This is a genomic window from Micromonospora sp. DT43 (assembly GCF_049841645.1).
Lineage (GTDB): Bacteria > Actinomycetota > Actinomycetes > Mycobacteriales > Micromonosporaceae > Micromonospora.
Map to the genome: position 1 here is coordinate 270,161 of NZ_JBNCKR010000006.1, position 11,180 is coordinate 281,340.

Consider the following 11,180-nt stretch of genomic DNA (forward strand, 5'->3'; position numbering starts at 1 on the left):
GGTGGGCGGGTCGGTGGCCGACGTGACGGCGCGGAGCGTGGATCGCAGTGACGGGGTGCCGCCGTCCGGCGACACCGTCCAGATCGGCATCGCTGTGGACATCCCGGAGCCGTGGGGGGCCCAGCTCACCCGGCGACGGGTCGAGGCGGGCGATCCGCTCGCGGTACCGGCGCACGTGACGCTGCTCGGCCCGACCGAGATCCCGACCGCCGTCCTGCCGGGCGTCGAGCGGCACCTCGCCGCCGTGGCCGCCGCGCATCTGCCGTTCACGCTGCACCTTCGGGGCACCGGCACGTTCCGGCCGGTGACGCAGGTGGTGTTCGTCGCGGTGGCCGCCGGGATCAGCGAATGCGAACTGCTGGCCGCCGCCATCGCGACCGCGCCGGGCCTGCACCGCCAGACCCGTTTCCCGTACCATCCGCACGTCACCGTGGCGCAGGACGTCGCTCCGGAGGCGTTGGACAGGGTGTACGAGGATCTGGCCGACTTCTCCGCGATGTTCGAGGTCGACGGGTTCACCCTCTTCTCGCACAGCGGGCAGACCCGGTGGCAACCCCGCCGGGACTTCCGCCTCGGCGACTGAACGGTCGGCGACCCGCCGGGCGGCGAGCACTCCTGCGCCGGTTGCCACGGTGGCGGTGAAAGATCGGCGAGGATGATCGCGTGAACGTGATCGGCCGGATCGAGGCGGGCATCGACCGCTGGGTGAGTGCCGCGCGCCGCCGGTCGAACCTGTTCGACCACGTGTGGCGTGCCGGGGCGCTCTACGCCGAGGTGTTGGCCGGGCGGCTCGCCGCAGCGATCGCCTACTACGGCTTCTTCGCGGTCTTCGCGCTGGCTCTGGTCGCGTACTCCATCTTCGGCGCGATCCTCGAGGACAACGACGAGGTCTCCGCGGCGGCGGCCGGGTTCCTCAAGGAGAACCTGCCGTTCCTGGACGCGCAGCAGATCGCCAACTCCAGCGGGACTGTCGGCGTGGTCGGTCTGGTCATCCTGGTCTTCACCGGGATCGGCTGGGTGGAGGCGATCCGCTCCTCCCAGCGGCTCATGTACGCGCTCAACCAACAGCCCGGCAACCTCGTGGTTCGGCGACTGGTCGACCTGGGGGTGATGATCGGCGTCTTCGTGCTGCTCGGCCTCTCGGTGGCGGCGGTGGACGCGTTGGAGTCGCTGCTGCGCTTCCTGCTGCGCAGCACCGGGTCGGTAGGCCTGACCACTGTCAGTGCGGTGCTCAGCGTGCTTGTCAACGCGGTGCTCGCCACCGCGCTGCTGCTCGCCGTGCCCCGGCTGCGGATGAGCCGGTCCCGGTTGCGCCCGGTGGTGCTGCTGGTGGCGGTCGGCATCACGTTGCTCAACACGGTCGGGCGGTACTACGTGGTGCGTACCGAGCGCAACCCGGCGTACACGGTGGTGGCCGGCGCGGTAGGTCTGCTGCTCTACCTCTACCTGCTGAACCAACTGGTGCTGTTCGGGGCGGCGCTGCTCGCGACCAGTACGAGCGGGCGCGTGGTGGATCTGGCGGAGGGCGCCCCGCCGGTGGACATCGACGAGGACACCGATCCCGGCGCGCCGGGCGGTGCGGGCTGATGGCGGAGGTGCCGGACGTGCTGATAACTGTCGATGCGGACTCGCCGGTGCCCCCGTACGAGCAGGTGCGGTTGCAGCTCGCCGAGTTGATCGGCGACGGCCGGTTGCCGGTGGGCAGCCGCCTGCCCACTGTCCGGCAGCTCGCCGCCGACCTGCGGCTGGCCGCGAACACAGTGGCGCGGGCGTACCGGGAACTGGAGGGGGCGGGGCTGCTGGAGACCCGGGGGCGCAACGGCACCTTCGTGGCGCCTGGTCGCGACGACGCCGTCGACCGGCTGCACCGGGCGGCGGCGGGCTACGCGGCCGAGGCGGCTCGGCTCGGCGTCCCGCCCGCCACCGCGCTCGCCCTGGTCCGGGCCGCTCTGGATGCCGCCCGACCCGGCTGACCGGCTCCTGATCGACCGCCGGATGGGCGGTAACTGAACAGAACCGCACCGATGCTCGCGTTCGCGGACCATGATGAGCCGGTGGGCGCACTCATGACACTGGACCTGCCGGCCGACTCGCCGATGCTCGGCCTGCCGTGGATCATCACCTTCGGGCCGTTGGGCGACCTCGACGAGTGGGAGCCGGTGGTCTGCGGGCCGTACGAGCGGCCGCACGCGTTGGCGTTGGCCGAGGCGGTGGTGGCCGAGGAGCAGCTGATGGCAGTGGTCGAGCCGCTGCTGCCGGCGCTGTCGGCGGACGAGATCCGCAGCGAGATCGCCGCCGCGCAGGTGGCCGCCGAGGACGAGGCCCGTCAGGTCGAGGGGGCCGACCTGTACGGCGACTTCGAGGACGTGATCGACGAGGAGTTGGACGCCGCGGCGGACGAGGCGGGCCACGGTGAACCCGTCGAGCCGCCGAACGAGGCCGAGGTCCGCGCCGGCTTCACCCGGATCGCGGCCCTGCTCACCGCGAAGTGACGCGAACACCGGCGCCGCGCGGAGCGGACTCCGCGTGACGCCGGTGCACCTCACCCCCCACCACAAGGGGCCGGTAGCCCAGTCGCCCGTTGGCGCGGGGCACGACGGACGACCAGGTCGAGAACGGCTTACCCGCTCAGCGCCGTTCCAACCAGGCGGCCGCGTCGACGGGCAGCAGATGGCCGGCGCCCTGCCGGGTGAGCGTCGCGCTGGCGACTATCGGTTCGCCGTACCCGTCGATCTCCACCGGCGCTCCGCTGAGGTTGACCACGCAGGTCAGCACGGTTGCGCCGGCGGTGCGGGAGAAGGCCAGCACGCCCGGTCCACTCTCCAGCCAGCTGACGGGGCCGGCGCCGAGAGCCAACGCCGGGTGTTCGTGACGGATGCGCAGGGCGGCTCGGTACAGCTCCAGCGTCGAGCCGGGAGTGCCGGCCTGCGCGGCGACCGACAGGGCACGCCAGGTCGCCGGGGCGGGCAGCCAGCTCAGCTGGCTGCTGGCCGGCCCGAAGCCGTACGGCGCCAGCTCACCGCTCCACGGGATGGGCACCCGGCAGCCGTCGCGGCTCTCGCCGGTCCGCAGGAACGCCGGGTCCTGGCGCAGCTCGTCGGGGAGGTCGAGAACCTCGGGCAGCCCCAACTCCTCGCCCTGGTAGAGGTAGGCGCAGCCGGGAAGGGCGAGCATGAGCAGGCTGGCGGCGCGGGCGCGGCGCAGCCCTTCCGGGCCGTCGCCGTAGCGGGTGACGTGCCGCTGCTTGTCGTGGTTGGACAGCACCCAGGTGGTGGGCGCGCCGACCACAGTCGCCTCGGCCAGCGCGGTGTCGATCACCTTGCGGAACGAGTCGGCGGACCAGGTGGCGTCGAGGAAGTCGAAGCTGAACGCCTGGTGCAGCTCGTCCGGGCCGATGTAGCGGGCCAGGCGCTGCGGGGTCTCGGCCCACGCCTCGGCGACAGCCATCCGAGCACCCGGGTAGCTGTCCAGGATGGGCCGCCACGCGCGGTAGATCTCGTGTACCTCGTCCTGGTCGAAGTAGGGCAGGCGGGCCTTGCCGAGCAGGTCGACCTGGCGCTGCCCGGTCGTCATCGTGCTGAAGCCGACGTCCGGCAGCCCTTCGGCCTTGATCATGCCGTGGGCCACGTCGACGCGAAAGCCGTCCACGCCCCGGTCCAGCCAGAACCGCAGCACGTCCTCGAACTCCGCGCGGACCTGCGGGTTGCGCCAGTTCAGGTCCGGCTGGGCCGGGTCGAACAGGTGCAGGTACCACTGGCCGTCGGGGGTCCGGGTCCAGGCTGGGCCGCCGAAGATGCTCTCCCAGTCGTTGGGGGGCAGTTCGCCGTGCGCGCCCCGGCCGTCCGCGAAGAGGTAGCGGGAGCGTTCGGGCGATCCGGGGCCGGCGGCGAGGGCGTCGGTGAACCAGCGGTGCGCGCTGGAGGTGTGGTTGGGCACCAGGTCGACGATGATCCGCAGGCCGAGGGCGTGCGCGTCGGTGATCATCGTGTCGAAGTCGGTGAGGGTGCCGAACAGGGGGTCGACGTCGCGGTAGTCGGCGACGTCGTATCCGCCGTCGACCATCGGGGAGGTGTAGAACGGGGTCAGCCAGAGCGCGTCCACGCCGAGGTCCCGCAGGTACGGCAGGCGCTCCCGGATGCCGGCGAGGTCGCCGACGCCGTCACCGTCACTGTCGGCGAAGCTGCGCACGTAGACCTGGTAGACGACCGCCGAGCGCCACCAGTCGTCGTCGGTGCGGGGCGGGGTGGTGGCGCTGACGGTCATTGGTGATGTTTCCCCGTCTGTCTCGTGCTCGGGCGCGGCTGTCTGAGCAATATGCCGCCCGCCCTTGCAAGAGTCAAGCAGATCTTGCGTAAGGAAACCGCACGGCGGTGGGGGCCACTGCGGTGGAACCCCGCGCGACCAGCTCGGGGCGGAACAGGTACTCCGAGTGCGGGGCGCCGTGCCCGTTGATCTCGTCCACCAGGGCCCGGACCGCGGCCACCGCCATCGCGGTGACCGGCTGCCGCACCGTGGTCAGCGGCGGGTCGGTGAAGGCCATCAGCGGTGAGTCGTCGTAGCCGACCACGGAGACGTCGCCGGGGACTGTCAGACCGCGGTGCCGGGCAGCCCGCACCGCGCCGAGCGCCATCAGGTCGGAGCCGCAGACCAGGCCGGTGACGCCCCGGTCGAGCAGCCGACCGGCCGCCGCCTCGCCACCCTCCACACCGAACAGCGTCAGTTCGGCCAGTGGGCCGAGGTCGGCCTCGGCGACGCCGGCGAGTCGGGTCATCGCCGCCCGCCAGCCGGCCACCTTTCGCTGCACCGGCACGAACCGGTCCGGACCGGTGATCAGGCCGATGCGTCGGTGCCCGAGCGCGACGAGGTGAGTCACGGCCAGGTCGGCGGCCTCCCGGTCGTCGCAGGAGACGAAGGGGGCGCCGATGCCGGGGACGTACCCGTTGATCATCACGACCGGCAACGGTCGGGCGATGAGCGCCCGGTAGCGGTCGTGGTTGGCGGCGGTGTCGGCGTGCAGGCCGGAGACGAAGACGATCCCGGAGACCTGCCTGTCGAGCAGCATCTCCACGTATTCGTCCTCGGTCACACCGCCGGCGGTCTGGGTGCAGAGCACCGGGGTGAACCCGCTCTGCGCCAGCGTCGACTCGATGACCTGCGCGAACGCGGGGAAGATCGGGTTGTCCAACTCGGGCACCACCAGGCCGACCAGGCCGGCGCTGCGCTTGCGCAGCCGGGCCGGCCGCTCGTAGCCGAGGACGTCGAGGGCGGTGAGGACGGCCTGTCGGGTCTCCGGGGCCACGCCGGGGCGGTCGTTGAGCACCCGCGACACCGTGGCCTCGCTGACTTCGGCCTGCTGGGCGATGTCGGACAGTCGAGCGCGCATGGCGGCACTTTAGCCCACCGGCAAGTTCTTGCGGGGCGCTCTGCAAGCCCTTCCATTATCTGCAACGTCTTGCTAACGTCCCCGCAACATATCGCGAGCAGCGCGCAGTATCGCTGCGTCGACTGGCAAAACTTTTCAGCTTTTCCCACTGGCGGACCGTCCTTCCCCCGGCGGATCCGCCATGACGACAGGAGTACCGATGCGCATCCGTACCGCGGGTGTGGTCGCCCTCTTCGCCCTGGCGCTCGCCGCCTCCGGCTGTGGTGGCGACAGCGACGAGCCGGCCGCGAAGGAGTCCCCCAAGGCCGCCGGCGGCAAGCTGGTGATCTGGGCGGACGACAAGCGCACCGACGCCCTCAAGCCGTTCGCCGAGAAGTTCGGCCAGGAGAACGGCGTCACCGTCGAGGTCCAGGCCGTCCCGAATGAGGACCTCCAGAACAACTTCGTGACCGTGTCGAGCCAGGGCGGCGGCCCGGACGTGGTGATCGGTGCCCACGACTGGATCGGCAATCTGGTGCAGAACGGCGCCATCGACCCCGTGCAACTGCCCGACGAGCAGAAGGCCGCCTTCAACGAGACCGCCATCAAGGCCGTCACCTTCAATGGCCAGCTCTATGGCGTGCCGTACGCGCAGGAGAACCTGGCGCTGATCCGCAACACCGAGCTGGCTCCCGAAGCGCCGAAGACGATCGAGGACCTGGTCGCCACCGGCAAGCAGCTCAAGGCGCAGAAGAAGGTCACCGAGACGCTGTGCCTGCAGGTCGGCCAGAAGGGCGACGCATACCACATCTACCCGCTGTACGCCTCGGCCGGCGGTTACCTCTTCGGCACCACCTCGAACGGCGACTACGACCCGAAGGACCTGGGCGTGGGCAAGCCGGAGTCGATCGCCGCGTTCAAGAAGATCGCCGCGCTCGGCGAGAAGGGCGAGGGCGTGCTGAAGCGCTCGATCGCCGACACCAACTCGACCGCCACCTTCACCGGCAAGAAGTGCGCCTTCCTGGTCTCCGGGCCGTGGGCCACCGCCGACGTGAAGAAGGCCGGCATCACGTACGACATCTCCGCCGTCCCCGGGTTCGCCGGTGGCAAGGCGGCCGCGCCGTTCGTGGGCGTGCAGTCCTTCTACGTGGCAGCCAAGGGCAAGAACAAGGCTCTCGCCCAGGAGTTCGTCGTGAACTACGTCGCCAAGCCGGAACTGGCCGTGGCGCTCTACCAGGCCGACCCGCGCCCGCCGGCGTTGACCGCCGCGCTGGACCAGGTCAAGGGCAGCGACCCGGACCTGGCCAAGTTCATCGAGGCCGGCAAGGATGGCCAGGTCCTCCCGGCCATCCCGGCCATGGCCGCGATCTGGGACCCGTTCGGTAAGGCCGAGGCCGCCGTCATCGGCGGCGCCGACCCGGCCAGCACGGTCACCGCGGCCGGCAAGACGATCGCCGGCTCGATCAAGTAATGACGACACCGCTGTCCGGCCCGGGGTCTGCCCAGCAGACCCCGGGCCGGGGGCCCGTGGGCACCGGGTCCCCGCGCACGTCCCGTACCGCGCGGAACCACGCGCCGATCACCGCGGCCGGCCTAGCCGCGAAGGTGATCCTGCTCGGTCTGGTGGCCGGGATCGCGATCTGGGCGGCCTTCCCGCTCGTGGAGGCCGGCAAGTGGGCCGGGCTGGCGGTGCTGGTGCTGACCACCGGCGCGCTGTTCTACCTGTACCTGGGCCGCCGCCACGTGCCGGCGAAGTACCTCGTCCCGGGCACGCTCTTCCTGATCGCATTCCAGGTCGTGCCGGTGCTCTACACCGCGAGCACGGCCTTCACCAACTTCGGCGACGGCCACCGCGGCAGCAAGGACGACGCGATCGTCGCGATCCAGAGTTCCTCGGTCAAGCAGGTTCCGGGCTCCGCCCAGTACCCGATGTCCGTGGCCACCAAGGGCGACCCCGCCACCGGCGCCCTGGTCTTCCTGGTCACCGACCCGCAAACCAGCACGGTCTCCGTCGGCGACACTCAGGGCCTGCGTCCGCTCGACACCAGCGCTGTCACCGTCGCCGCCGGCGGGAAGGTCACCGCGGCCGAGGGTTACACCGTGTTGAACATCGGCCAGGCCAGCGCCCGCAGCAAGGACATCACCGACCTGGTGGTGCCGACCGCCGGTGGCGCGCTGCGCTCGTCCGGCCTGTCCCGGGTGTACGAGGGCAAGGCCCTACGGGCGTACGACGCGGGCTGTGACTGCGTTCGGGACAGCGACAGCGGGAAGACCTGGACCGCGGACGGCGAGGCCGGCGCCTTCGTCGCCGCCGACGGCGAGCGGCTGGCCCAGGGCTGGAAGGTGAACGTCGGGCTGTCCAACTTCACCCGGGTGCTCACCGACGAGCGGATCTCCGGACCGTTCCTCGGCACGCTGATCTGGAACTTCGCCTTCGCGATCGGCTCCACCGGCGGCACGTTCATCCTCGGCATGTTCATCGCGCTCGCGCTGCACTCGCCCCGGATGCGGGGCACCAACCTCTACCGGATGTTGCTGATCCTGCCGTACGCCATGCCGTCCTTCGCGATGCTGCTGGTCTGGCGGGACATGTTCAACACCGACTTCGGGCTGATCAACGATCTGTTCGGGCTCAGTGTCGACTGGTTCGGGCAGGACTGGTCAGCGCGCGTGGCGGTGATCCTGGTGCAGCTCTGGCTCGGCTATCCGTACATGTTCCTGGTGGCCACCGGCGCGCTACAGGCCATCCCGCGGGAGTTGACCGAGGCCACCTCGGTCGACGGAGCGTCACGCTGGCAGTCGTTCCGGGCGGTCACCCTGCCGCTGCTGCTGGTCGCGCTCTCACCCCTGCTGATCTCGTCGTTCGCGTTCAACTTCAACAACTTCAACGCCATCTACCTGACCACCGAGGGCGCGCCGTTCCCGGCGGACAACCCCAGCAACGGCGCCACCGACCTGCTGATCACCTACACCTACCGGCTGGCGTTCGGAGGGCAGGCCGCGCAGTTCGGCTTCGCCGCGGCCATCTCGTTGTTCATCTTCACCATCGTCGCGGTGGTCTCGGCGGTCAGCTTCCGGCGGACCCGCCAACAGGAGGAGGTGTACGCGTGACCACACTCACCGGAGCCACCGTCACGGGCGGTACGAGCGGACCGGAGGCAGCCAACCACCTCGGGAGGAGGCGGAAGAACCGGTGGTTCGCCGAGGTCGGCTGGCGGCACCTGGTCGGACTGCTGGGCGTGCTGTTCAGCCTCTTCCCGCTCGTGTTCGTCGTCTCGGCGGCGCTCAATCCGCTCGGCACCCTGTCGTCCACCGAGTTGGTGCCGACCGGCGGGGTGTCATTCGAGAACTTCGGGGATCTGTTCGCGCGAACCGAGTTCGCCAACTGGTTTCTGAACTCGCTGCTCATCGCCGGCGGCGCATCGTTCGCCTCGCTCCTGCTCTCCGCGCTGGCGGCGTACGCCTTCTCCCGGATGCGGTTCCAGGGGCGACGGGTGGGGTTGCTGTCGTTGCTGCTGATCCAGATGTTTCCGCAGTTCCTGGCGATCGTGGCGATCTTCCTGATCTTCGGCACGATCACGGACCTGTGGCCGGCGATCGGCTTCAACACCCCGTGGGGCCTGCTGCTGCTCTACCTGGGTGGCGCGCTGGGTGTGAACACCTGGCTGATGAAGGGCTTCTTCGACACGCTGCCCCGGGAGTTGGACGAGTCGGCCACAGTGGACGGCGCGTCGCACGCGCAGGTTTTCTTCCGGATCCTGCTGCCGTTGGTGGCGCCGATCCTCGCGGTGACCGGGCTCCTCGCCTTCATCAACACCATCAACGAGTTCCTGATGGCGAGCGTCTTCCTCACCGACACGGATGCCAAGACCCTCGCGGTCGGCATGCGAGGCATGTTGCAGGGCGGCGAGCGGAACACCAACTTCGGGATCTTCGCGGCCGGCACACTGCTCACCGCGATCCCCACCGTGCTGGTCTTCCAACTCCTGCAGCGCTACATCGTCTCCGGCCTGACCGCCGGAGCGGTCAAGGGATGACCAGCGGGTTCGACGCGCCGACCTGTCGGCCCCCTACTACGAACTGTCGTTGATAGGGGAGGATGGGCGGCGTGGAAGCACTGCGACTCATCCTCCTCTATGTCCATCTGATCGGCTTCGCCCTGCTGCTCGGCGGCTCGATCGCTCAGTACGTCAGCGGCAGACTGCGGATCAATTCCGCCATGCTCTGGGGTGCCGTGATCCAGTTGCTGACCGGGCTCGGTCTCTCCGCCCCGCTGCGCGGTGGCGGGGACGACGAGCCGAACCCGGCGAAACTTGTGACGAAGTTGGTGATCGCGCTGCTGATCTTCGTCATGGTCTTCTTCTCCCGGAAGCGGGACGTGGTCAACCGCGGCCATTTCCTCGCGATCGTCGGCCTGACCCTGGTCAACGCGGCGGTGGCGGTCTTTTGGCGGTAGCGTCCGAGGAGGGGGCCGACCCCCGAAACCGGACGTTAGCGACGCCTGGGCGCTCGGTTAGCAGCACGAAGAGTGATGTGCCCCACGCAAGGGTTACACCCGGGTAACAGGCGCTCAACAGTCGTGCACGATTGTCGGCCGGTGGGTGGGCGCGGGCGTACGCTCCCGTCCGTAACGTGGGACAGCCGGCGGCACACCCGCAGGTCGGCTGATGGGCTGCCACCGCACTAGGCGCGGTGTGCAATGGGAAGGAGACGTCTTGCGCTCGGTGCGTGGGATGCGGATCGCCTCGATCTTCGCGGTGGGTGGGCTCGTGCTGAGCGCCGCCGCCGCTTGTGGCGAGGCCCCCGATGATGACAAGAACGCCGGCAGCGGCGCCAAGAAGTACAGCGCCTGCATGGTGACCGACGTTGGCGGCATCGACGACAAGTCGTTCAACACCTCCGCCTGGAAGGGCCTGCAGGAGGCCAAGGCCGCCAACGACAACATCGACATCAAGTTCGTCGCGTCGAAGGCCGAGGCCGACTACGAGCCGAACCTGACGCAGTTCGTCAACCAGAAGTGCGACTTCATCCTGGCCGTCGGTGGCCTGATGGCCAACGCGACCTCGAAGATCGCCAAGGCGAACCCGAACCAGCAGTTCGGCATCGTCGACGCCAACCCTGGTGACGCCAACGTCTACCCGATGCAGTTCGACACCGCGCAGGCCGCGTTCCAGGCCGGCTACCTGGCCGCCGGGATGAGCAAGAGCGGCAAGGTGGGCACCTACGGTGGTCTGCCGATCCCGCCGGTGACGATCTTCATGGACGGCTTCGTCGACGGCGTGTCGTACTACAACACCACGAAGAAGAAGAACGTCCAGGCGCTCGGCTGGAACAAGGAGACCCAGAAGGGCTCCTTCACCAACGACTTCGCCAAGCAGGACGAGGGCAAGAAGGTCTCCGACGCGCTGGTCGCCCAGGGCGCGGACATCATCATGCCGGTCGCCGGCGGCTCCGGCCTCGGCACCACCTCCGCGGCCAAGGCGTCGGGTGGCAAGTACAACACCATCTGGGTGGACGTCGACGGCTGCGAGAGCACCCCGGACTGCGCCGCGATCATCACCACCGTGGTCAAGAACATCCCGGAGGCCGTCAAGGAGGCCGTGATCAAGGCCGCCGGTGGCGAGAAGCTGCAGGCCAAGCCGGGCTTCGTCGGCACCCTGGCCAACACCGGTGTCTCGATCGCCCCGTTCCACGACTTCGAGAGCAAGGTTCCGGCCGAGCTGAAGACCGAGGTCGACAAGATCAAGGCGGACATCGCCGCCGGCACCATCACCGTCACCTCGAAGGCTCAGCCGACCAAGTGACACCCGGCCGGCGC

The 11,180-nt window shown here is 69.6% G+C and carries 11 protein-coding genes; 9 read left to right on the plus strand and 2 right to left on the minus strand.

What is annotated here, in order from left to right; translation table 11 throughout:
* Nucleotides 1-13 precede the first annotated feature (13 nt).
* The 4 genes from ACLQ26_RS17530 (at nucleotide 14) to ACLQ26_RS17545 (ending at nucleotide 2,492) form a co-directional block, all read left to right on the plus strand.
* Entirely contained in the window at nucleotides 14-583 is a 570-nt protein-coding gene (locus ACLQ26_RS17530) for a 2'-5' RNA ligase family protein (RefSeq protein ID WP_425745413.1), read from the plus strand.
* A gap of 80 nt (nucleotides 584-663) precedes the next feature.
* Nucleotides 664-1,587 carry a YhjD/YihY/BrkB family envelope integrity protein gene (locus ACLQ26_RS17535; protein WP_425745414.1) on the plus strand — a complete coding sequence of 308 codons (924 nt, stop codon included), beginning with the start codon at nucleotides 664-666 and terminating at the stop codon, nucleotides 1,585-1,587.
* Nucleotides 1,587-1,973 carry a GntR family transcriptional regulator gene (locus tag ACLQ26_RS17540; RefSeq protein ID WP_363678320.1) on the plus strand — a complete coding sequence of 129 codons (387 nt, stop codon included), beginning with the start codon at nucleotides 1,587-1,589 and terminating at the stop codon, nucleotides 1,971-1,973. Before ACLQ26_RS17535 ends, ACLQ26_RS17540 begins: the two co-directional genes overlap by 1 nt.
* An 81-nt stretch (nucleotides 1,974-2,054) precedes the next feature.
* Entirely contained in the window at nucleotides 2,055-2,492 is a 438-nt protein-coding gene (locus tag ACLQ26_RS17545; RefSeq protein WP_039907332.1) for a hypothetical protein, read from the plus strand.
* A gap of 136 nt (nucleotides 2,493-2,628) precedes the next feature.
* On the opposite strand, the gene ACLQ26_RS17550 is transcribed toward ACLQ26_RS17545, so the two are convergent.
* A complete protein-coding gene (locus ACLQ26_RS17550) occupies nucleotides 2,629-4,263 on the minus strand; it encodes a glycoside hydrolase family 13 protein (RefSeq protein ID WP_425745415.1) in 1,635 nt (544 codons plus the stop codon).
* 73 nt (nucleotides 4,264-4,336) lie between these two features.
* Nucleotides 4,337-5,383, minus strand: a complete 1,047-nt coding sequence (locus ACLQ26_RS17555; RefSeq protein ID WP_425745416.1) for a LacI family DNA-binding transcriptional regulator — start codon at nucleotides 5,381-5,383, stop codon at nucleotides 4,337-4,339.
* Between the two features lie 199 nt (nucleotides 5,384-5,582).
* On the opposite strand from ACLQ26_RS17555, the gene ACLQ26_RS17560 reads away from it, so the two are divergent.
* From ACLQ26_RS17560 to ACLQ26_RS17580, 5 genes are all read left to right on the plus strand, one after another.
* Complete coding sequence (locus ACLQ26_RS17560) at nucleotides 5,583-6,833, plus strand: sugar ABC transporter substrate-binding protein (RefSeq protein ID WP_425745417.1); 1,251 nt, start codon at nucleotides 5,583-5,585, stop codon at nucleotides 6,831-6,833.
* The gene (locus ACLQ26_RS17565) at nucleotides 6,833-8,473 is read left to right on the plus strand and encodes an ABC transporter permease subunit (RefSeq protein WP_425745418.1); all 1,641 of its coding nucleotides are present in this window, start codon (nucleotides 6,833-6,835) and stop codon (nucleotides 8,471-8,473) included. Before ACLQ26_RS17560 ends, ACLQ26_RS17565 begins: the two co-directional genes overlap by 1 nt.
* A gap of 110 nt (nucleotides 8,474-8,583) precedes the next feature.
* Nucleotides 8,584-9,399, plus strand: a complete 816-nt coding sequence (locus ACLQ26_RS17570; RefSeq protein ID WP_425745506.1) for a sugar ABC transporter permease — start codon at nucleotides 8,584-8,586, stop codon at nucleotides 9,397-9,399.
* Between the two features lie 71 nt (nucleotides 9,400-9,470).
* Nucleotides 9,471-9,818 (plus strand): hypothetical protein, encoded by a 348-nt coding sequence (locus ACLQ26_RS17575; RefSeq protein ID WP_363678334.1) that lies wholly within the window; start codon nucleotides 9,471-9,473, stop codon nucleotides 9,816-9,818.
* 277 nt (nucleotides 9,819-10,095) lie between these two features.
* Nucleotides 10,096-11,166 carry a BMP family lipoprotein gene (locus ACLQ26_RS17580; protein ID WP_425745507.1) on the plus strand — a complete coding sequence of 357 codons (1,071 nt, stop codon included), beginning with the start codon at nucleotides 10,096-10,098 and terminating at the stop codon, nucleotides 11,164-11,166.
* Nucleotides 11,167-11,180: the final 14 nt, after the last annotated feature.

What these genes read in the sequence shown, in the direction of transcription:
- ACLQ26_RS17555 (WP_425745416.1), bottom strand. Translation starts at nt 5,383, where the DNA reads ATGCGCGCTCGACTGTCCGACATCGCCCAGCAGGCCGAAGTCAGCGAG.
- ACLQ26_RS17560 (WP_425745417.1), top strand. Translation starts at nt 5,583, where the DNA reads ATGCGCATCCGTACCGCGGGTGTGGTCGCCCTCTTCGCCCTGGCGCTC.
- ACLQ26_RS17550 (WP_425745415.1), bottom strand. Translation starts at nt 4,263, where the DNA reads ATGACCGTCAGCGCCACCACCCCGCCCCGCACCGACGACGACTGGTGG.
- ACLQ26_RS17565 (WP_425745418.1), top strand. Translation starts at nt 6,833, where the DNA reads ATGACGACACCGCTGTCCGGCCCGGGGTCTGCCCAGCAGACCCCGGGC.
- ACLQ26_RS17540 (WP_363678320.1), top strand. Translation starts at nt 1,587, where the DNA reads ATGGCGGAGGTGCCGGACGTGCTGATAACTGTCGATGCGGACTCGCCG.
- ACLQ26_RS17580 (WP_425745507.1), top strand. Translation starts at nt 10,096, where the DNA reads ATGCGGATCGCCTCGATCTTCGCGGTGGGTGGGCTCGTGCTGAGCGCC.